The organism is Gordonia sp. YC-XJ4 (genome assembly GCF_059511865.1).
Map to the genome: position 1 here is coordinate 155,634 of NZ_JCAMPF010000002.1, position 20,028 is coordinate 175,661.

Sequence of the window (20,028 nt, forward strand, 5' to 3'; positions counted from 1 at the left end):
GACCGCGGCGGCCCTGATCCCGGCCTGGTCTAGTCGAAGAGTCGGCGGAAGTCGTCAGCGGTCAACGCCGAAGTGAACAGTTCGTCGTCGTCGAGGGCGGCAGCGGCCAGGGCACGTTTGCCGGCTTGGAGGTCAATCACTTTGCCTTCTACTGTATCTGCGGCCACGAGCCGATACACGGTGACGGGTTTGGTTTGACCGATGCGGTGTACGCGGTCGATTGCCTGCGCTTCGGCAGCGGGATTCCACCACGGGTCGACGAGCCAAACATAGGACGCTGAAACGAGGTTGAGCCCTGATCCGCCGGCTTTGAGGCTCATGAGGAACACGTCGGCGTCGCCGGCGGTGAAGCGATCGATTTCCGCGGCCCGCTTAGTGCCGAGCACGTCACCAGCGAGGTAGGCCACACGAAGTCCCGCATCCTCCAGCAGTGGTTTGAGGATCCGCAGGAACGTCGGGAAGACGCTGAACACCAGCCCTTGGTGGCCGCCGGCGGACAGCAGGGGTAGTTGCTCGAGGAGGTAGGCGATCTTGGCGGACGGGACGTCGGCGTGGGCGGCATCGACCAGTCCGGCATGCAGACTGAGTTGCCGTAACCGGGTCAACGCGGAAAGCACTTGGAAACGGGCGGCGTGCAGGGGGCTGTCGTCCAGGAGCGCCAGTGATTTCTGGCGCTCAAGGTTCAGCCGGCGGTCGTAGATTCGGCGGTGGGCGGGGGCCAGCTCGAGTTCGATCTGCTGCTCTTGTTTCGGCGGCAGGTCGGTGAGGACGTCTTCTTTGTTGCGCCGCAACAGGAAAGGATGAATCCGTTGGCGTAGTTGCGCGAGCCGTTCTGTGTCACGGCCTTTTTCGATCGGTGTCCGGTAGTAGCTGGTGAACGCCGCCTTGTCGGGGAACAGGCCGGGGGTGGTGACGTCCAGCAGCGACCAGAGATCCATCAGCGAGTTCTCGATGGGGGTGCCAGTTGTTGCGATCGTGATGTCGGCGTCGAGGGAGCGGACAGCTTCGTGGGCTTTGGCGTTGGGGTTCTTGATGGCTTGCGCTTCGTCGCACACCACCAGCGACCATCGTTGCTTGGCGAAGAATTCGGGGTCCAGCCGGACCAGAGCGTAGGTGGTGACGATGAGGGTGGCCGCTTCGGTGTCGGGCGGAACTCCTCGGCGGCCGGTGCTTTTCTGCACGGCGGCGACCCGCAGTGAGGGCACGAACGCCGCGGCCTGGGTGACCCAGTTGGTGACGACGCTGGTGGGTGCGATGACGAGGAATCGTGCGGCCGGGTCGGCGCGCCGACGGATGGCGATCGCGGTGAGTAGTTGCAGGGTTTTCCCGAGTCCCATGTCGTCGGCGAGGATGCCGCCGATGTTGTTGGCGAACAGGAATCCCAGCCAGTCAACGCCCTCATGTTGGTAGTCGCGGAGTTCGGCGTGGACGGTGTCGGGGAGGTCGATGTGTGCCGGTGGTGTCGTGAGTGCCAGAGCGCTGTGGTCGTCGGCCCACTGTGCGAGATCTTGGTGGACCTCGCCGCAGTCGAAGATGTCGTCCCACAGGGTGGCGTTGGTGGTGCTGGCTCGGACGTCGCCGCTGTCGGTGATGTCGCCGAGTTCGCGGGCCTCGGTGAGTAGTTCGCGGAGGCGGGCCAGCGCGGGGATATCGGCGGGGCAGTAGACCCCGGTCGGTAGGACGATGTGTTGCTGGCCGGTGGCGAGGTCGCGGATGACGGTTTCCAGGGGGATTCGGCTGCCGTCGATGTCGACGGTGATCGTCAGGTTCAGCCAGTCGCGGCCGATCCCCTCCGGGCCTGGTTCGAATCGGACGACGGGCGCGGTGGTCGCCGGCCGGAAGTCGGGGATGTCGTCGGCGATCTCAACGATCACGTCGTCGACGGACCGCAGGGCGGGGAGCACGTCGGTGGACAGCGCCACCATGTCGTCGGTGCCGATGAGGGGATAGTCGCGCCGTGGGTCGTCGTGGGTGCGCCGGGGGTGGGGGCGGATGCCGAGTGCGTGGTCCACGGATTCGACGTGGGTGTGAAGGTGCTGCCACAGTGCGTGTTCGGCGCTGGTGGAGCGGTGGGGGCCGCCGTCGGGCGCTATGGGGTAGTCGGTGGGGGCGCCGTCGACGTCGTAGCGCACCGTCCAGGCGACACGGTAGAGGTCGTCGCCGGCCCGGCTGATCCGCAGGACTGCGATGGGCCCGGTAACGGTGACGGGGTTGAGGAGGTCGTCGGGGTCGATGATCAGGATGTGGGGTAGTGGCAGGCAAGCGTCGGCGAAGTCGGCGATCTCGGTGGCTGGCACGACGATCGGTTCACCGCGCCGTAGCAGGCTGCTGACGGCTGGTGGTGGGGTGGTTTCCCACCGTCCGAGGTGCAGGTTGCGTCCCTCGTACCAGGCGACGCCCGCGCTGCCTTCTGCGCCGCGGATGGCGATGAAATCCACGCCGGCGGCGGCTGCATTGTCGACGGCGGCAACGAAGTGCAGGGCGACTGCACCTGTTGGACGTCGCTTGGTGATAGCGGCGAGGTCAATGGTGCTGTGTAAGTGAATGTTTCCGGATGCAGTGAACGTGGATCCTGCCGTGGCTCCGGAGCCGATACACAGCAGTTCCACACCGGCTGTGTCGGCAGCGTTCAGCAGCGACCAGATGTCGGCACTGAGCGTGTTGAACTCCAGCCATCCTGGGTCCGGGTCCTCGGACAGGTTTCCGATCGCGGTGATGAGTGCGCGATGCCCGGCGTGGACGCGGTCGTGGTAGTCGGTGCGGCCCTGGCCGGTCCAGCTCATCCGCAGCAGTTCGTCGTGGCCTCCGGTGGGGACTCGTACGGCTGGGACCATGAGGATTCCGAGCGATTTCGAGGTCGCGAAGAGTAGTGCTCCATTGGTGGCGGGTGGGGGTGTCCGCGGCGATGGTGATGTGCGGGTGATTGATCGGGTGGCTGCCCGCCACTCGTGGCTTCCCAGCCCGGGGTGGTCGACGTCGACGGTTTGGAGCACTCTGCCTTGCGTCGCGTGCACCATGGCAATGACATGCGGGCAGGGTGGGTGCTCGTGCCGGCAGCTGCACTGGACGGCCCGCAGCGAGGATCCGTTGAAGCGGAGCGCTGTCGTATAGGTTGTGCCGCCGTCGATTACGAATCCTCGGACCCGTTCGGTGGTTGGATACCACTGTTCGTCGACAACGGTCAGGCCTGGGGTGTGGTGCGCGGCGCCCTCCGCATCGCCGAGCCATGCCCGCAGCTTGTCCGCGGACACGACCGGTACCCGATGCCATGCCACAACAGACAACAGTACTGAGCGGCCTTCCTCACGGCCGGGGTATGAGCGTTGTGCTGCTGCAGCCCAGGGGCACAGCGTCGTCGGAGGCGATCGGGTGAGGCCAGAGGGCTTGGCGTGGGTGGCCGAGATCCGGGTGCGCCGTGATGCCGGGTGTTCTGTTGTTCGGGGAGTCTCACTGGGGCAGGTGTTACCAGGACACCCTGCTGAGGTCGATCCACTCGCCGTCGTCGTAGACCTGGATCATGGCCGGCTTTTCGTCGTCGGGGATGCGTTGCCGAAGTTCTTCTCGTGCTGTGGTGCAGTCGAACACCGAGTACTCGAGCGACCCTCGAGACGTCAGGTCGAGGAAGTCGCGTTTGACGTAGAAGGCGCCGGAGGAAAACTTGATGCGGAGTTCGCCGCTGCGGGGCACGTACCGGCGGCGGCGGATCGCTTCGGTGATCGCGGCGGCGACAAGGAACACTCCCAGGATCGCCAGTACCACGGCAACGACAGGCGCGATCATCGTTGGACAGCCTTCTTTCCGGTTGCGGTGTCTCGCCCAGTGTTGCACGGCGCCAGCACACCTCGGGCCTGCTACTGGTCGACGACCCGCCAGTGGCGGCGGATGTGAGACGTGATCGAACCCCGGGGCGGGGCTCGGCTGATTCCCGGGAGGATTCGGCCGAGCCCCGCGACCGGTTCAGTTCGCCGGGCCCAGAATCAGAGCCGCGGTGTGCCCGCCCATACCGAGTGACGACTTCAATGTCAGTCCGTCCTGCATGGGTGTCCGGCCGTCGATGTACTGGTCGGTTGTTACCGCAGCCACGCGCGGCGGTGCCGCGATCTCGCCGTGCGAGTAGGCGAGAAGTGTGGCAGCGATCTCTGCAGCACCGGCGGCTGCCTGGCAGTGCCCGACCAGCGGTTTAAACGCGTATACCTGCGCGTTCGGGAGGAGCGTGCGGGCGACGGTGGCCTCGGCAGTGTCGCACTGCTTGGTGCCCGGTCCGTGGCTGTTCATGTACCGAACGTCGCCGCCGTCCACACCGGCGACCGCCAACGCTTCCTCGACGCATCCCCTGACGTGCGTGAGCTGCGGGTCGATGGACGTCACGTGATACGCGTCGTGACGCATCGCCCCACCGAGCACCGTTGCGTACCCATCACTTACCGCCTGCTTTGTGACGACCGTCGCAACGGCGGCCTCTCCGAAGGTGAACCCTCGGCTGCCCTCCTGGAATGGCCGGCACGCATCGAGAGGATCCGTGTCGGTGATCGCCACTCCGAGCTCCACGAACATCCGCACGACTTCCGGTGTTGCCGACAAGTCGGTGGCCACGACGAGAACGTCGTCGACGACGTTGCTGTCGAGCCACGATTGAGCGGTGATCATCGCCGCGGACCCGGAGGTGCACATTGCGGCAATGTTCATTGCTGGACCGTGAAAGCCGTACTCCTGCATAAGCAATGACACCGGCGTGGATGGGGTGACGGACAGGTATTGCCGGGCGGTGAAGTGCGCGGCGCTGGTTGCGCCGGGTGCCACCATCGGATACATGTCCAGATCACCCAATACGCAGGCGTGGATGAGTCCTACACGGGCGCCCGGCGTCCATCCTCGTTGGTAGGCGTCGTTGATCGCTTCGCGTGCGGCTGCACGCATCGCGCGGGCGAACCGGGTCGGCCCGTCCTTGTCGCTGCCGCCGTCCGGAACTCGCACGATCCATCCGGAATCGTCAGCAGTCCGGCCGAATCCGCGCTGGAGCGCCGCGGCTGGTTTCCCGGAGGTGAGACCGTCCCACAGGTGCTGGTTTCCCCATCCGTAGCCGGTGACGGTACCGAGGCCGGTGACACGGGCGTGACGAGAGGGATTGTTGTTATACATTGAGGTTCTCCGTTTCAAGGGATGTAGGTGAAAGCGCCTATTTCTTCAGCGCTTCCTTAACGATCCACCACCGAGATCCGTCCAAACGTGATCAACCAGACTTTTCAGTCACACGGGTACCACTTTCGTGACGATTCGTTCATCGTGATTAAGTACTAGTTGCAAATGCACATGAAAGACCGAGGAACGCGGGCTAATGACGAGTGACGACACCCCGGATACTGGCCCGCCTTCCCAGACGTCGGACTCCTCCGCAAACCAAGATATTGCCGACCGCTACATGCTGCTGTCAGAGCTGAGTCCCGATGCGATTGCTGTACACCAGAACGGCATCATTGTTTGGGTTAATTCAGCGGCTTTAGGCTTTGCTCGCGTGAATAATCAGGAGGAGATGGTGGGCACTCCTATCACCAACTTCGTTCATCCTGATTCGCTCCCACAGATGATTGAACGGCTCACCGCGATGGGGGATCAGAACGGAGCATATACCGGCCCCGACGACGTCCTGATGCAGGACAGCCTGCGTGAACCCCGCCACATGCAGGTCACCTCCGTCCGAACAACATGGGACGGTGCCCCCGCCTATCAAGTCATCCTCCGCGACATCTCGTCGCTACGCCGCCAAGCCGCACTGGTTGACCACGTCAGCGACGCGGTCGTGTCACTGTCCGAAGAGGGCACCATCCGGACCTGGAATCCCGCAGCCGAACGAATCTACGGCATCACGGCCTCCGACGCGATCGGCATGCCGATGAGCTCGCTGGGCGTGATGGATGACCTGCACAGCCCCACCGACATCATCGGCGTCGGCGGAAGCATCGACACCCTCCACCGCCGCGCCGACACCGGGAAGGCCTTCGCCGTCCGAATGTCCGTCACAGCGATGGACGACGGCTTCCTGATCGTCGTTCAGGTCGTCCACACCCCCCTGGTGCGGCGACTCGGCACCATTCTGGCGTCCCTGCACCAAGCGGTGATCCTCGTCCAGGACGATGTCAGCGGAGGACCGCAGATCGAGCTGGCCAACCCCGCAGCGGTGACCATGCTCGACTTAAGTGCCCGCTCCATCCCCGGAACCCCCTTGGATTCGCTGGCTATCACCTTCCCCAACGAAGAATCACCGATCGCGACATGTCTGCGTCTAGGCACCGCGTTCAGTGACCAGACCGCGACGGTCACCACCCCAGACGGTCTGCGTTGGCTCTCCTGCAGCGGCCGACGTATCGATACCGAGCAGAACGCCGCCGTAGCGCTGGTATCGATTGTCGACATCACCGACCGTCAGCAGGCCATGTCCGACCTCGCCTGGCAAGCCAACCACGACCATCTCACAGGAGCGTTGAGCCGAGCCGGCCTAACCGAACAACTCGACCACCTCCTGGCCACTCTGCGCTCGGATCAAACGATCGGCGTCTACTACCTCGATCTCGACGGCTTCAAACAGGTCAACGACACCCACGGCCATATGACCGGCGATGAGGTATTACGCACGGTGTCGCAACGGCTACAGTCGTCGATCGGCCTCGACGGGTTCGTCGGCAGAATCGGAGGAGACGAATTCGTTGTCTGCACAACCATTTTCACCTCCACTCCCGGTGACGTCGCCCGCATCGTCTCCAATCAACTGCGCCGCTTCCAAACGACGGTGAACACACCGGTCAAGGTTGGTGGGGTCGCCGCGCAAGTGTCAGCGAGTATCGGCGTCGCGACCGCATCAGTCGATCACCCCGGAACCGCTGCCGACCTACTCGCCAACGCCGATATGTCGTTGTACCAGGCCAAATACGCCGGACACGAGACCGCTGATCCTGCAGACCCGTCACAGCCCGGAACCGCCCATTTGGCGGCCGCCACGTCGAGTCACAGCGGCGACGGCAGCGGGCCACTGCTATATCGCCCCATCACTCAACCGGCGACCGGTTCGGTTGTCGCGCTCGAGGCAGTCGATGAACGCCCCGGGATGCCCGCGTACTCGGCGGCCTCTGTGCGAGCACGCCCAGGAGTTGACTCACTGGACGTGTGGGCGACGGTCGGCCTGTTCGATGTCGCGATCGCAGACCTCACCGGCGACAGCTGGCCTACACGGACCTCGCTGCACCTGCCTGCATCGTGGCGAGGGTTGTCGAGCGATACCTGGCTGGAACGGATCGACAGCGCCATCGACGGCGGCGTGGATCCGTCGTTGTTGTGCATCACCGTCACCGAGCGGGCCGTCACCACCGACAGCAGATCGATCGGCGTGCTGGCCGACATTCGTGCGCGTGGCGTCGCCATCGCGCTCGACGACTTCGGCACGGGTGCAGCATCATTGGCGGTGCTACACCGTCTGCCGATCACGATCCTCAAGGTCAGCGGCACCTTGGTGGACAGCGCTCAGACCGAACGCCGGGCGGTCACCGTGTTGTCGGGGATGGTGCGAGTGGCACACGACCTGGACCTGACGGTGCTCGCCAAAGGCATCGTGCACGAAGAGCAAGCGAGCCTCGCCACCGACCTCGGATTCGACTTACTCGAAGGCACCTATTTCGGTGCGCCGCAGGCACTCCGCCGCACCAGCTGACGCGGCTGCCGAACCCCCAGACCTACGGGTGGGTGCTCGGTCACCACGGACCGGAAACGGTTAGCGGATGTGGCCGAAAAATCACCTTGCGGGATGACGACTGAGTAGACCACGCGAATGACTCCGTGAACAATCGTGTAGTCCCGTTCTCGTTGTCGATGTTCGCGATCTGGCTCCACGGGGTGTCTCCAGGGTCGACGCAGCCGGGGTCCGGCTGGATCAAACACCACTCGTCGAGTGTCCCGATCTCTTTGACCGGCCACCAGCGGCCCGACGAGTCGACATGGCACGTGTCAGGCCTGCAGTTCACCAGTTCATCAGCGGGTATTCGTGTCCGGCGGGCCAACGCTTCCGTCGTTATTCCGGCGTTCAGGAATGTCGTGCGAGACAGCAACTCGGCCCGCGCCTCCATCGGCGCCGCCGGCGGGGTCTGTTCGGAGCTTTCAGCCATGTGCCAAACCTACCCCATAGGATGCGGGTAGCTGAGGTGTTAAGACGGTGCACCATCGCGTCCACGCATCCTGTTTCCAGATCATGAGGAGAGATGGTTAATGCCCGCAGACTTCGCCCATTTGGGGTCTCTGGTGAAAGTGCATCACCTCAACTGCGGGCGCATCACGCTCCCCGCGGTCACCGCGGTCACCCACGTGCTGGCGTGCGAGTATCAGCACGGAGTTGTGCTCGTCGATGTGGGGATCGGCCGGGCTGATGCCGCGCACCCGCTGGCTCGTCTCGGCGTGAGCGGCCGCGCCATGTACTTGCATCTACGCCAGGAACGCCCCGCCATCGAACAACTCGAGGCGCTGGGCTTCGCGCGAAGCGATGTGGCCGCGATCGTCGCCACCCACCTGGACTTCGATCACATGGGCGCAGTGTCAGACTTTCCCGGCGTGCCGGTGCTCATGTCCGACACCGAATGGCAAGCCGCCACGACACGGCCTACTGCCCGCGAGCGTATGCGTTACCGCACAACCCATCTGGCGGATCTGACCGCGCAAGCACAACCAGTGAGCGCCACCACTGCCACCGCTCTGCCGATCGGCTTGAGTGGCGTACCGATTGATGCCGCGGAAACCCTCTGGTTGGCACCTCTCGTCGGGCACACCCGCGGACATTCCGCGATCGTCGTACGCACCGACACTGGCTGGCTGGTCCACGCTGGCGACGCGTTCTTCAGCAAGCCGTCGATCTACGACGACTCCGAGAAAGGCCTTGCCCACCGTGTTGCGTGCGGCGCCGAGCAGCTTCTTGCCATGGACCGCAGCAGCATAGAGCGCAACCATCAGCAGCTGAAGGAGTGCGTCGGACAGGGCGCGTTGGTGATCTGCTCGCACGATCAGCAGCAGTTCAACGAGTTGGCCAGCGCTCGGTAGTCCGGTGTGACCGTCGAACGACCGTGCCGATCCGGCGCGGTCAGCTATGCGTCGAGGGTGACCCGCATGACACCGTTGCCCTCTTCGCCGGAATGTGCCGGGAAAATGGTGACGCCCACGCGGCGGGCAACTCCGTCATCGAAACGCACCACTGCGGGGAAGTCGACTTGTTCGCCGGCCATGGCTCGCTCGAGGTTGCCGAGGAACACCTTCTCGTCATCCCATTGAGCGTTCTGGCGTTCCCACACGTCCAGCGGTGGCGGCGCAGGCACGAACCACTCGAGGATGACGCCGGTCGCGAAATTGACGTGGGCGTATCCGTGCTCGTGGTTGGCGCCGGCGACGATCTGCATCGCGGTCCGTGCAGTCTGCCGGTCGAGCCCTCGGTAGCCGGTCGGGGTGTTGAAGTCGGAGATGTCGTGAATGACCCCGCGGATGGCGTGGTGGCCGTTGTAGTCGACGACACGCATCGTCAGGTAGACGCGGATGAGTTCACCGTCGCTACGTTCGAGGTCGATCTCGTCGGCGAAGGTGTCGTTGTCCGGCACTCCGCCCTCCATCACCTCTTTGACCCATGGGCCGAGGAGATGTTCCTTCGGGTAGTGCTGGAAGTGGCGGAACACTTCGGCGCTGACTCGTTCCTCGACCGGGGGATGATTGCCGAGGATCTCGACTTCGGTGATTGGCGAGTGATAGGTCAGCAGTGTTTCCGGATCCCACAGCATGGTGCCGATGACGCGAGGCCCCTTAGACAGGTCGGCGTCTTTGGCGCACCCTATCCACACGCTGACCGCGTACACGCAGGGGTCGTGGGGTGGCCCGAGGACGGGTGTGGCGACCAACCCCGCCCCGCTGTGTTCTTCAGCGACCTGTTGATCGTTGGCCGCTTCGACAATCCTGGTCACGAGGTCGTTGAGCGGTTTCGTCAGCGACGAGAGGCCCGTCTTGCGTCGCGAGACGCCAGCGAAGGGACGCGGCTTGTATCCGTCGAAGACCAGGGTGCGGTCAGCGCCCATGGTTTCCACAACAACCCACCCCGAGCTTGTGTCAGAAGTTGTCACGGTAAGGCTCCTCCCTGGCCAGACCCTGTTACAAGAGTGTGAGTATGCCCCAATTGCCGGGTGCCCGCGACAGCCGGTCCCCCTACCGCCGAGTAGCTTTCGCGGTGGGCGTAGCCGGCGTTGGGCCTGCGCACAGGCCCGCGGGGGTGTCGCGCCAGGTCAGGCGGATCAGTCATGACGGGGGAGTTCATGGCGGGGTCCTCTGGGCTTACTGCGGGTCGGCGTCAAGGTGACCGGCGGCAAGATTCTTATCGTGTCGGCGGATGGCGCGGGGACGGATCACGCACACGTGCACGGCACCGATCACACCGATCAGCAGGACCAGCGCTGACGCCGCTACCACCAGGCTCTGATAGATCGGGTCGTCGTCGGACGGAGCCGGCCGGTTGTAGTGCTCAGCCCACATCGAAATGGCCGCAAACACGGCATATACGAACCCCAGCCCTGCTGCGAGCGCGCCGATCACCCACGCGGTGATGACGATGGACCGCGGCCACCACCAGCGCACCCGCTGATCGGGGTGAAGTTCACGCTGACGCTGATAGCCGCGGTAGGAGTCGACCACCGTCACGCCGATCCCGGTGAGCGCGGACAGCAATGCCGCGGCGAAGCACACGCCGGACGGTACGACGGTGACGGTGGCGTCGAGGGCGACGCTGATCGCGCTGACGAGGATGCCCAGCAGAACCAACGCCGCGGCCGTTGTGAACCAGGGCGCCGCCCTGTCGGTGTCCTGGCGAGTCACCCACGCCCGGTACCCCCACCACACTGCGGCGCCGCCAAGCGCCACGCTGAACACGAGAACGATGTACGGCATGCGACTAGTGTCCCGCACAGCTTTCTGCGATCGACGCAACCGCCCGCCCGAGGAGGGGGAAAGACGCGAACACCACACCTCCGGCGGGTCGAATGAATGTTCTATTCTGGGGTGGTGGGTGAGGCTGGTGCGAGCGAGGGTGGACAGCGCGACGGCGCTGCATTCGAGTCGGTTCGCTTCAGGGGTCGGCCACCGGTGCCTGATCCCACGATCTTCCGGAGTCGGCCGCGCCGCATCCGAGACGGCAAGTGGGTGGTCGACGCGCCAGCGACCTGCGTCCGCGGCCACCGCCTGGGTTCAGGTGGCGTTCTGGTCGGCTGGGACAATCGAGTTCCGACACCGACGTTGTGCTGGACATGCCGGCGATGTGGACACATCACGTGGGCGGATGACCCCAACCGGGCGCTGCCGGAGGAGAAGAACTTGTGACCGAACCAGGGGGAGCCGGACCCGCCGACCGGCGGGCACCGCGACGCGCCCGCGCCCCGCTCGGCGATCTGACGTTGATCGTGAGGCCGGCGGGCCACCCGGAGGATATTCGGGTGTTCACCGCCGACGAAGCTGACGACGCCGAGGCCTACGCCGCTGCCCATTCCGCGGCGGTCGAGTCACTGTAGCGGCGTGGCCGTCGGCGGGTTCCCGCGTCGGCCCGCTGTCCACCCGACTTCAAGGTTCCACCGATGCCCGGTGAACATCGCGGTCAGAGCGGCGTCTTCGGCGATGAGGTAGCGAAACCGGCCTGAGGATGGCCCGTCGGGGTCTTGGCCGAGGATCCGCCATGCGCCGACGACGACCGGGCCGACGACCGCGACCAGCGCCCACTCTTCGGGGTGCTCCAGGTGGATCTTCCAGTCGCCGCGTACCGCGTTGCGTTGTTGGCTTCGGGGGCCTGCGGGGGTCCATCCGGAGTATGCGCGCCACCCGGATTCGGCTGGGGTGGGTTCGCTCATTCGCACTACCAGACTCGGCGGGATGGTGGTCTCGTCAATGGTTGGGCGGGAAGCGATTTCGGTGATGATGTCTTCATGCCAGGTCATGACGGACCCGGTGGGGCGTTGCGGTCCAAGTACCCCGCACGCGCTCATGCGTCGGACGGCGGGTGCCGACACTCCGAGAGTGTCGGCTACCCAGGCGACGCGATGCCAGGTCATGGCGCCCAGTGCCCGATCCACTGGGTCACGTCGACGCGCGCGATGCGCCGGTGTGTCGTGGGTGATTCCGCTCGATAAGCGGCTTCTTGCTGTGTGATCTCCGCTTCGACTGTGGAACGGCGGACGGCACCGACGGCCAGTCCGTCGCGGTCACGGAGGACGACCATCCGATTGTCGGCGGGGTCGACGGTGGGGGAGCCAAAATGCCCGCGCATGACCAGCTTTCGGCCGTCGGCGTGATCCAGGACAGTGCGGTAGAGGGATGGCTTCAGGTGGCGGGGCATGACGGTCCTTTCGTGGGGCCTACACCACAATACACCTTTTCTAGTAGGCGGTCTATTGGCAGTAAAAGACCAGTACGAGGGCCGTCTGAAGGGTTTACTACAGTCCTGCGCCCTGTCGCGGACCGGATAGCCGAAGTGCCGCACCAGCATCACGGTGCGTCGATACTGGAATCATCAATTACGCTGTGAGACTGACGGACTCACCCTGCATCCCGATCATCTGATCGCTGCAGTCGCCGGCCACCCGACCGGCAACCCTCTCCCCGCAACTCCCACGGCACCCTCTTCCCGTATTGGAGACCCGCACCATGTCCAGTCCCCACTTACCTCGCCCAACCCGCTCCGCGCTCGGCGCCGCGCGATCCCCTCGAGTGATCTCCTTCGCCCTGGCCGTCGTCTGCGGCGTCGGCGCCTTCGCCGTTAACTTCAACGCCCTCTCCGGCGTCGCCGCCACCCACGGCGTACCCACCGACCTCGCCTGGGTGTGGGCAGTCGTGGTCGACCTGACAATCGTTGCCGGCACCGTCGCCCACCTTGCGCTACCCCGCCGCGTGTTTGTGTGGACCCTGTTCATGGGCGCCGCCGCATTCTCCGTCGGCTGCAACACCATTCACGGCCTCCAATACGGGCCCGTCGGTGTCGCGGTCGCTGTGTTCCCGCCCGTCGCGCTCCTCGCTGTCGTCCACCTTTGCGCGAAACTGACCCACCCAGCAGCTACCAGCACCGCCGCGCACCCCGCCCCTCACGCCGCCACCGCGGACTCGGTGGATGACGTGCCGCCAGCACCAGACGGTGATGCTGTCGTCGACGAACTCGTCGGCGAGCAGTCACCACCGTTGTTCTCCTGGGCCGCAGCCACACCGGGGTTGGATCTCACCGCCGAATGGGTGGACCGATTCCCGCCACGAGACTCCCGCTCGCTGTCACGGGTGACCGCCACCTAACTCCGCCAACCCTGCTACTGCAGCTGAAACCCTTGCGTGGCGACAGTGAAGCCATGCGTGCCTGCGGCGCAGTGGATTCCGGTGTCGGCGTCCACCGAGCACGTGAACCCGTGGGCGGTGAGGATGTCGCCGTACTGCAACACCCTGGCGGTGGGAGAGAAGTAGGCGGCGTCCTCCCGGGCCGAGAACGCAGCCGCACCGGTGGTGGCGACGGAGATCGTGTTCGGTCGCACCGGGTCGTGCTCACCCCACGGCGACGGCACAGTGGGAGCACTGGCCGGCATCTTGCCCGAGCATCCAGCGCTGCCCGTCGTGATCCCGCAATGCCACAGACCGGTCGGGGACACGAAGTAGGCGGTGCCGGATTGATCGCCGCCCGTCTCGTAGTCGCTGGCCGGCTGCTCGCGCGACGGTACCGGCTCCCCGGCGCGGCTGCCGATGAACCGGGCATTGTCGGCGATCCGTGTGCAGGTGAGCTGGGTGGCCTGAGACGCAGCTCCGGCGGCGGTCGGCGCCGCACAGGTCCATCCGTCGAAGGTCGATACCGCGCCGTCGGCGCTCCCAGCGTTGCGGCCTGCACCGCTTATGAATCGTTGTGCCACCGCGGTCATCTCCGGGCAGGACAGCTGCCGATACCGCTGCGTGAGAACCAGTTGCCGGCCTGACGCGTCAGGACTTTCGCACACCACAGACGAGGTCGACGACGAAGCGGCGGCGGAAGCGGCCACCTCCGAGCGGTCGGTCACCGTCGGCGACATCGCCGAATCCGCGGGGCCGGCCGGAAGTGGTGCGGAGGTGGCGCACCCGCCGACCGTCACGGCGACGGCAGCCACAACCACAGCAGCTCGGGCGACGCTCGTGGCGAACACCGCGGGCGACCTCAACTCCGCCGCCGGCGGCTGACGAACCACACGACTGCCGCGATCACGATGCAGAAGGCTATCAGAGCCGGCGCCAGGCGGAACAGGTAATGCATCGCATCAGATCCGGCCCGCCAGGCCATCGCGTGCATCACTGTGTCCCACAGCCCACCTCGGTGGGAGTGGCTGCCACCGGCGTGTGAGATCACGTGGTGGGACGCGGCAAGGTGTTCGTGCATAAGGTGTGTGCTCCTGCGCTCTCCGTCGGGGTCAGTTCACGGTAGAGGCACGGTTTACGCGCGCCAGACCTAGAACACGCGGACAGCACATGCTCGGGCCCGACCTCGAGCAGGATCGGCGCGCCAGCAGTGACGCCACTACGACGCCGATGAGAGATCATTACACCGGCAGGCTCACCAACAATCCTTCACCTGAGTGAGGAGACAGAACCAGTGACCACCGGGCATCCCTCGTCGATGCAGGACCTGTTCGCCGGCATCCTCGACGTCCACCCCACCCCGCTCGCCGACGGTGGGTGGTGCGTGAAAATCCGTGCAGACCAACAATTTTGCATCGACGTTCTTCCCATGATGTACAACTACCGCGTGGTCCTCTCACCCATGACCTCTCGCCGTCACCAAACCTATGCCCACGGCTGGTGCTACTTCGGGCACGGCGTCACCGAGGACGGGGTTCCGCGGACCATGCGTTCCGCGAAGGCCGCCGCGCTCATGACGGCCGCCGCGTGGGACGGGTACGGACACCCACCGGGATACGACAAGCAAGCCGTCTGATCTACCAACACGACCGAGACCTCTGACCGCAGTAGAGTCGTGGCCGTGGAATTCCAGCGTGGGGATCGTGTACGCGTCACCGGCAGCGACGACCTCGCCGGACACATAGCCGGACACATCGACCCCGGCATGGTGGTCATCGACCTGGCCGACGGAGACCGAATCGTCTACGCCGCCGACCAGATCGAACACCTCGACTGAGAACTGCGACACGTAATCATAGACGCGCTGAGTGCAAGGGCTCTCAATGGGTGTTGACCAGTCACAACATCATCGTGACGACTATCATTAGTCTATTGAAGTCCATCCTTCGAGAGGTTTCTGCTTTGCACAAGTCAGCTGTGCCGGCATCCGAGAAGCGGATGAAGGCAGAACCACGCTCAACCCGTCACGCGTCAAGCATTCACGCCACCCTGAGCAACCACCCGATCGAAGCCTTCTGCCTCAGCCCCAGCTGTATCAACAAAGTCATCTACGCGATCGGCCAACCTGGGCGCAAAGCACTCTTCTGCAGTCAGAACTGCGCCGCAGAGTACACCGGCAACCGACGTCGGCTGCGAAATGAGGTTGCCGAGCTCAAGCGCAAGCTAGTGTCGATGCGCTCGGCGACGCAGGAGCGCCGCGACCTCGAGGCAAGGCTCAAGCACGTCCAGTGGCACCTCGCCCGCTACGGGGGTAGCGACTAGATCGCGGTGGCCGGGTACCCGCATCAAAAGGGGGCCATCGCAGCGCGGATCCATGACGGCAGGGATCCCGTCTCGAGTCAGAACTCGGCGAAGGAGATGTCCTTCTGGTCCTTTCCGAATGCGGCGGCGGCAGCATCGTAGATGTCGTCGATCGAGATCGTCACCCGCTCGCCTGCCTCGTTGACCGCCACCGAGTAGCCACTCAACATTCGGAGTTTCTCGTGGCCCACGCTCTGGAAGATTGCCACCTCACCCGGCGCCAGATGTGCTGCGACGATGTCGATGACATCGACCTCGACGTCCTCCGCCGAATCATCGTCAGCCCAACGGTAGAACACCCAGTCCCCGGACTCGTCGTGGCAGAAGATCTTGACCTGCCCATCTCCTCGGTCGCCCTCAACGACTTCGTAGCTCGAGGAATCGATAGCCTCCCGCAACGCGGCCACATCCTTGACCCGGAAGTAGTTAGACCGCCCCACCCCGTAAGAGTTCGACATCGCCAGTAACCGTTCCTCTCGTGTTGTGCCGACTTGCTCCCCTCCAGCAGACGACTCCACTCCGACACGACGCGGCACAGCACTCACGCACTGTGGCGCGACCTCGGTGTGCACAGCACATCGCACTCGCGGTCACCTCCGGCGGATCGCGGTCGCGTTTGTCGTCTGCGAGGACCACACGCCACCAGCCGCGGCCATACAAGGTTCGCTCCGACGCCGACCTCGTGTTCTTCAACAATCCAGCCGCTCCTGGGGTGCAGCTGCACAACGACGGCGCGGGCTGTGTTGTCGACCTCGCTGCCGTGCCGGCCGATGTCGACCGCGTCGTCGTCGGGGCCAGCACCGAAGCTCAAAACACCACGTTCGACCAGCTCGCCCAGCTGACCGTCGCCATCACCGGCTCCGGCCAGATGACGTCTCAGCCCACCAACCTCGGCTCCGAGAGCGTGCTGCCGCCGCAACGACACCTGGAAACTCGACGCCGTCTGACAGGGCTACGCCGCAGGCCTGGCAGCAGCAGCACGGACAGCGCCGCTGGTTCCGTTGCCGCGGTGACGCTAGTCGCGTGGATGGTAGGTGAAGTCGTTCAGCGTCGGGTCGGGCATCTGGACGGCCGTGATCGGCGTGTTGTCTGCTGTGGTGAAAGTGCCTGCGGTGGTCGTGATGCGAACCGCCGTGGTGGTGCCTACCCGTGCGTTCTGCAGGACCCGGCAGGCAAGGTTCTTGGAGCCCAGTTGTGTTGCTGCCGAGGGGCCTTCACTCCACTCGACGTACAGCAACGACTCGAGGCCTTGCGCCGGAGGGTTCCTGGTGACTTCACGGCTGATCCACTGGCCGGGTAGGACGTGGCCGGCATCGTCGACCCGTCGGTCCCCCACGACCAGAGAGTTAGCTGGGCGAGTTCGCCGCAGCACTATGCCGCCGAGGGCTCCGACGCTGGTGGCTGAAACCAGCAGGAGATCCGCGGCGTACGTGGGCAGGTGGATCAGGCAAAGGATGATCAGTGCGGGTACGAATCCGAGTCCGAGTCCGACGATGGCGCAGGCGATGTCGTCGATTCGGGACTGGCTTGGATCGGCGATCGCGACATGCCCGGATGCGGGCCGGCTTGCAGGGTGCGCCGGGAGAACGTCGTAACGGGCGGTGGCGTGGAGGCAGTCGGCGCTTGCGTGGTCGGTGAAGGTGTCGACCGATCCGAGGGCTGTTCGGAGTTCGTCGTCGAGAATCGGTGTGGTGTAGCCGTCTTCAGGGCAACCCCAGACGGGGTCGCCGCTGGTTTCATGGAGGTTTGCGATCAGAGGCAGTAGGGAGCGGTGTCGAGGACAGCCGAGATGGCCTCCCGGGCGGGTGGTGTTCCATCGGGTCAGGTCGGCAACACCGAGCGGATAGCCCTCTTCAGGCACGAATACGGAAGACATCAGGCACCTTTTCGCGGGGGGCGAGGTTGGAGACGCTCACGGCTGAGTACCGCTCTTTACGTCGGTGACCGGCGAAGGCCCTACACCGCGTCGCGTGATGAGGAACCTCGTCAGTGAATATGCGTCGTCCCGTTGGTCGCTGCCTGTGAGCCGCCTGTATCCCGGCCACTGCTTGACCAGGCGGCCCGCGACGTCGCTGAGGTGGTCCTGATACTTGCGGTCGGCAACCTCAGGGGTGTCCCAGATGTCACCTTCCCAGCCACATTCACAGCCCGGGTAGTACTCGCCGCCGGCGTAGGAGTGCTCGGGTGCATGCGAGATCGACAGCTGCCCTGGCACGGCCTGGTTGTCGTTGCTCATCGCTTACTCATCCCAGCCGGGAACATCGACAACGGGTCCAGGCTTTTGTCGGCGTTGGCTATGTTGACGATCGCCGCCTCCGCTAATGCGTGTGCCCAGACGGCGTACCTGCCGAGCGCGGACTGGCCGATGATCCGCGTGTGCTGGTGGAACTGGTCGGGGAGCTGCGTGAGGGTCGTGTGGTTGCGTGAGGACACGTGACTGCCCGAACGTGCCTCGAGGCGCAAAGCGACGTCGCCATCCACAGGTGCCGGATCGTGCGGAATGGTCAGTGGAACGTACTGGGCGAGAACCGGCGGCAAGCTGGCGTTGGAACTCACCCGCACCGTCAGATAACGCGCGCCGTCGACGGTGTCGAGGTAGCCCCGATCGCCGTCAACAAGATGGGTGACACGGTCCCGGACAGCGCGGCGAATAGCCGTAGCGCCGCGCCCTGACCCGATACACCAAGCCGCAGGGATCATGCCGGTCTCATCAGCGAGCCCTACCACCGCCGTCGAGTCCTCAATGAACTCGCGGACGACTGTGTGAAGTTCTTGCCCTACAACAACAGTGGTCGTCATGTGTCTGTCTCCGTTCATGCGGGTAGCCATCTGTGCGTGGGTGCGGTTATTGGGTGGCCGGGGCGGCAACGACAGTGCCGTTGGTGGCGACGGTGACGGTGTAGCGCGTGCGAGGTGGGTTGTCGCCGAGGGTGTAGGGCACCGTGCCTTCTTCGTCGATGGTCATGGTGGTCTCGGTGGGGGAGGCTGGTGCACTGTCGGTCACCGAGTAGGTCGACACCGCCGAGTGATAGCTGCGTGCGGCCGCGACCGGAGCGTCAGCATGCGCGCGCAGCGCGGCCAGCAGCCCCTCCCAATCTCGTTGCCGGGCAGCGTCATAGTCGCGGACTTGTTGTGGTGACAGCGAGGGCGCGAGCGCTGGATCGGATAGGTCGCAACCCGTCTTGTCTGCGGCTTCTCGGTAGCTGAACATGTGTGGCCGTGCCGAGGTGATCGCGACACACGCATTGGCGGGTAGATCATGGCCTGGCAGCCAATCGAGTACCCAGCTACCAGCCTGTGTGGAGGGGGAGATGTACACCGACCACCGTCCGTCACTGGCGGAGTCCCGTCGCACGTCGGTGTCAGGCAGATCAGTTCTCGTGGCCGCCCAGTGCTGCATCTCGTGGACGGCTTGTTGCATGGAGGTGGCTGGGGTCGTCGCCAGTCCGGTGTCCACGCCGGCGCACCCGCTGGCACCGAGAGTGACCGCGCATAGAACGCCGGCACCGAGCGTCATCCGTCGGTGGCGAGGTGATGAGGGAGTGCTCATGGTGCCTCCTGTTGCTGGTCAGTGGCTGTCGCGGTGGGGAGTGGCTGGGCGAGGAAGGCGGCGAATCCGGAGTGGTCGGTGTCGTCTCGGCGCACGGTCCACCCGTGCCGGATCAACGCGTCGCGTTCACGCTTGCGCGGGAAGAATCCCCGCCACACCGACGCTTCGTCGGACCACCTGCGACTGAATACGTGACAGCCGTCGATCTGACCGTCAGGCCGCACCAGCAGCCAGCGCGGCGCGCCTCGATCCTCGTCGCTGCGTGCCCGTCGGTCGATGCGCTTGTGCTCGGTCGCGGTCAGGGCGACCGTCTCACCGCGATACCGGGCATCGAGCAATGCCTTGTACCGCTCGAGGGTCATCTGTGGTGTCGTCACGACGACACCTCCGTCACACGTTCTCGCGCTTGGGCGACCTTGTCGGGGTGCAGGTCTCGCCATTCGGCCCATGAGTCGTCGGTGAGTTTCCAGCGCAGCCACTCGGCAGTGTCGGGGGACGGATCGAACGGCGGCTCACCGCGCGCGCACCGTTCACACACCTGGGCGTACAGCTCGTAGGACGAGTCATCGTCTTCCTCACGATCACCGAGATAGGTGTAGAGATGGTGGGCCTCGCAGAAGAACCGGCCGCACCCATAGTCACCGCCGTACGCGGTGCCGCCGCACACGTTATCCCAGTCCGCGGTCGATAGCCTCAGTGCAGTCGGGGTGATCACAGATCGCCGGCACCCCGTAGCCGATATCGCGGCCCTCATGCTCTCCGACAGACCA

Annotated in this window: 23 protein-coding genes and 1 pseudogene; 8 read left to right on the top strand and 16 right to left on the bottom strand. The window is 64.9% G+C overall.

All coding sequences use genetic code 11. The features are described 5' to 3' along the window. Positions 1-29: 29 nt before the first annotated feature. The 3 genes from AC5ZH6_RS28580 to AC5ZH6_RS28590 form a co-directional block, all read right to left on the bottom strand. The gene (locus tag AC5ZH6_RS28580) at positions 30-2,834 is read right to left on the bottom strand and encodes a DEAD/DEAH box helicase (RefSeq protein WP_496169361.1); all 2,805 of its coding nucleotides are present in this window, start codon (positions 2,832-2,834) and stop codon (positions 30-32) included. 628 nt (positions 2,835-3,462) lie between these two features. Further along, on the bottom strand, positions 3,463-3,780 hold the full coding sequence (locus AC5ZH6_RS28585) for a hypothetical protein (RefSeq protein WP_496169363.1): 318 nt from the start codon (positions 3,778-3,780) through the stop codon (positions 3,463-3,465). Positions 3,781-3,957: 177 nt separating this feature from the next. Continuing rightward, positions 3,958-5,139, bottom strand: a complete 1,182-nt coding sequence (locus tag AC5ZH6_RS28590) for a beta-ketoacyl synthase N-terminal-like domain-containing protein (RefSeq protein WP_496169364.1) — start codon at positions 5,137-5,139, stop codon at positions 3,958-3,960. A 196-nt stretch (positions 5,140-5,335) separates the two neighbouring features. On the opposite strand from AC5ZH6_RS28590, the gene AC5ZH6_RS28595 reads away from it, so the two are divergent. Further along, the gene (locus AC5ZH6_RS28595) at positions 5,336-7,699 is read left to right on the top strand and encodes a diguanylate cyclase domain-containing protein (protein WP_496169365.1); all 2,364 of its coding nucleotides are present in this window, start codon (positions 5,336-5,338) and stop codon (positions 7,697-7,699) included. A 40-nt stretch (positions 7,700-7,739) separates the two neighbouring features. Here AC5ZH6_RS28595 and AC5ZH6_RS28600 read toward each other — a convergent pair whose 3' ends face one another. Next, a complete protein-coding gene (locus AC5ZH6_RS28600; protein ID WP_496169367.1) occupies positions 7,740-8,150 on the bottom strand; it encodes a hypothetical protein in 411 nt (136 codons plus the stop codon). 100 nt (positions 8,151-8,250) lie between these two features. Here AC5ZH6_RS28600 and AC5ZH6_RS28605 point away from each other — a divergent pair, with 100 nt between their 5' ends. Continuing rightward, on the top strand, positions 8,251-9,072 hold the full coding sequence (locus tag AC5ZH6_RS28605; RefSeq protein ID WP_496169369.1) for an MBL fold metallo-hydrolase: 822 nt from the start codon (positions 8,251-8,253) through the stop codon (positions 9,070-9,072). 44 nt (positions 9,073-9,116) lie between these two features. On the opposite strand, the gene AC5ZH6_RS28610 is transcribed toward AC5ZH6_RS28605, so the two are convergent. Continuing rightward, positions 9,117-10,133, bottom strand: coding sequence for a GAF domain-containing protein (locus AC5ZH6_RS28610; protein WP_496169371.1), 1,017 nt, complete (start codon positions 10,131-10,133; stop codon positions 9,117-9,119). 208 nt (positions 10,134-10,341) lie between these two features. Continuing rightward, on the bottom strand, positions 10,342-10,950 hold the full coding sequence (locus AC5ZH6_RS28615; protein WP_496169372.1) for a hypothetical protein: 609 nt from the start codon (positions 10,948-10,950) through the stop codon (positions 10,342-10,344). A 425-nt stretch (positions 10,951-11,375) separates the two neighbouring features. On the opposite strand from AC5ZH6_RS28615, the gene AC5ZH6_RS28620 reads away from it, so the two are divergent. Further along, on the top strand, positions 11,376-11,567 hold the full coding sequence (locus AC5ZH6_RS28620; protein WP_496169374.1) for a hypothetical protein: 192 nt from the start codon (positions 11,376-11,378) through the stop codon (positions 11,565-11,567). Here the strand turns inward: AC5ZH6_RS28620 and AC5ZH6_RS28625 are convergent. Both AC5ZH6_RS28625 and AC5ZH6_RS28630 read right to left on the bottom strand, forming a co-directional pair. After that, on the bottom strand, positions 11,559-11,900 hold the full coding sequence (locus AC5ZH6_RS28625; RefSeq protein WP_496169375.1) for a hypothetical protein: 342 nt from the start codon (positions 11,898-11,900) through the stop codon (positions 11,559-11,561). The two genes, AC5ZH6_RS28620 and AC5ZH6_RS28625, sit on opposite strands and share 9 nt — an antisense overlap. Positions 11,901-12,097: 197 nt before the next feature. Further along, entirely contained in the window at positions 12,098-12,385 is a 288-nt protein-coding gene (locus AC5ZH6_RS28630; protein ID WP_496169377.1) for a hypothetical protein, read from the bottom strand. 371 nt (positions 12,386-12,756) lie between these two features. Between AC5ZH6_RS28630 and AC5ZH6_RS28635 the strand changes: the two genes are divergently transcribed. After that, positions 12,757-13,329 (top strand): DUF2637 domain-containing protein, encoded by a 573-nt coding sequence (locus AC5ZH6_RS28635; protein WP_496169378.1) that lies wholly within the window; start codon positions 12,757-12,759, stop codon positions 13,327-13,329. 14 nt (positions 13,330-13,343) lie between these two features. Here AC5ZH6_RS28635 and AC5ZH6_RS28640 read toward each other — a convergent pair whose 3' ends face one another. Beyond that, complete coding sequence (locus tag AC5ZH6_RS28640; RefSeq protein ID WP_496169380.1) at positions 13,344-14,198, bottom strand: hypothetical protein; 855 nt, start codon at positions 14,196-14,198, stop codon at positions 13,344-13,346. Positions 14,199-14,641: 443 nt separating this feature from the next. Here AC5ZH6_RS28640 and AC5ZH6_RS28645 point away from each other — a divergent pair, with 443 nt between their 5' ends. The 3 genes from AC5ZH6_RS28645 (at position 14,642) to AC5ZH6_RS28655 (ending at position 15,669) form a co-directional block, all read left to right on the top strand. Further along, a complete protein-coding gene (locus tag AC5ZH6_RS28645; RefSeq protein ID WP_496169381.1) occupies positions 14,642-14,983 on the top strand; it encodes a hypothetical protein in 342 nt (113 codons plus the stop codon). 45 nt (positions 14,984-15,028) lie between these two features. Continuing rightward, positions 15,029-15,184 carry a hypothetical protein gene (locus tag AC5ZH6_RS28650; protein ID WP_496169382.1) on the top strand — a complete coding sequence of 52 codons (156 nt, stop codon included), beginning with the start codon at positions 15,029-15,031 and terminating at the stop codon, positions 15,182-15,184. A gap of 74 nt (positions 15,185-15,258) precedes the next feature. Continuing rightward, on the top strand, positions 15,259-15,669 hold the full coding sequence (locus AC5ZH6_RS28655) for a hypothetical protein (RefSeq protein ID WP_496169383.1): 411 nt from the start codon (positions 15,259-15,261) through the stop codon (positions 15,667-15,669). A 77-nt stretch (positions 15,670-15,746) separates the two neighbouring features. On the opposite strand, the gene AC5ZH6_RS28660 is transcribed toward AC5ZH6_RS28655, so the two are convergent. Then, positions 15,747-16,166, bottom strand: coding sequence for a hypothetical protein (locus tag AC5ZH6_RS28660; RefSeq protein ID WP_496169385.1), 420 nt, complete (start codon positions 16,164-16,166; stop codon positions 15,747-15,749). A gap of 92 nt (positions 16,167-16,258) precedes the next feature. Here AC5ZH6_RS28660 and AC5ZH6_RS28665 point away from each other — a divergent pair. Next, positions 16,259-16,552, top strand: a pseudogene (locus tag AC5ZH6_RS28665) (TerD family protein); the annotation flags it as partial. Positions 16,553-16,723: 171 nt separating this feature from the next. Here the strand turns inward: AC5ZH6_RS28665 and AC5ZH6_RS28670 are convergent. Genes AC5ZH6_RS28670 through AC5ZH6_RS28695 form a run of 6 tightly spaced genes read right to left on the bottom strand, consistent with a single transcriptional unit; the run spans position 16,724 to position 19,973 of the window. Next, entirely contained in the window at positions 16,724-17,584 is an 861-nt protein-coding gene (locus tag AC5ZH6_RS28670) for a hypothetical protein (RefSeq protein ID WP_496169676.1), read from the bottom strand. Positions 17,585-17,620: 36 nt separating this feature from the next. Beyond that, positions 17,621-17,944: a hypothetical protein gene (locus tag AC5ZH6_RS28675; RefSeq protein WP_496169386.1), complete on the bottom strand. Its 324-nt coding sequence runs from the start codon at positions 17,942-17,944 to the stop codon at positions 17,621-17,623. Next, positions 17,941-18,507 (bottom strand): hypothetical protein, encoded by a 567-nt coding sequence (locus AC5ZH6_RS28680; RefSeq protein WP_496169387.1) that lies wholly within the window; start codon positions 18,505-18,507, stop codon positions 17,941-17,943. Before AC5ZH6_RS28680 ends, AC5ZH6_RS28675 begins: the two co-directional genes overlap by 4 nt. A gap of 46 nt (positions 18,508-18,553) precedes the next feature. Beyond that, on the bottom strand, positions 18,554-19,258 hold the full coding sequence (locus AC5ZH6_RS28685) for a hypothetical protein (protein WP_496169388.1): 705 nt from the start codon (positions 19,256-19,258) through the stop codon (positions 18,554-18,556). Beyond that, positions 19,255-19,635: a hypothetical protein gene (locus tag AC5ZH6_RS28690; RefSeq protein ID WP_496169389.1), complete on the bottom strand. Its 381-nt coding sequence runs from the start codon at positions 19,633-19,635 to the stop codon at positions 19,255-19,257. The genes AC5ZH6_RS28685 and AC5ZH6_RS28690 overlap by 4 nt, the downstream gene beginning before the upstream one ends. Continuing rightward, positions 19,632-19,973 carry a hypothetical protein gene (locus AC5ZH6_RS28695; protein WP_496169391.1) on the bottom strand — a complete coding sequence of 114 codons (342 nt, stop codon included), beginning with the start codon at positions 19,971-19,973 and terminating at the stop codon, positions 19,632-19,634. The genes AC5ZH6_RS28690 and AC5ZH6_RS28695 overlap by 4 nt, the downstream gene beginning before the upstream one ends. Between the last annotated feature and the right edge of the window lie 55 nt (positions 19,974-20,028).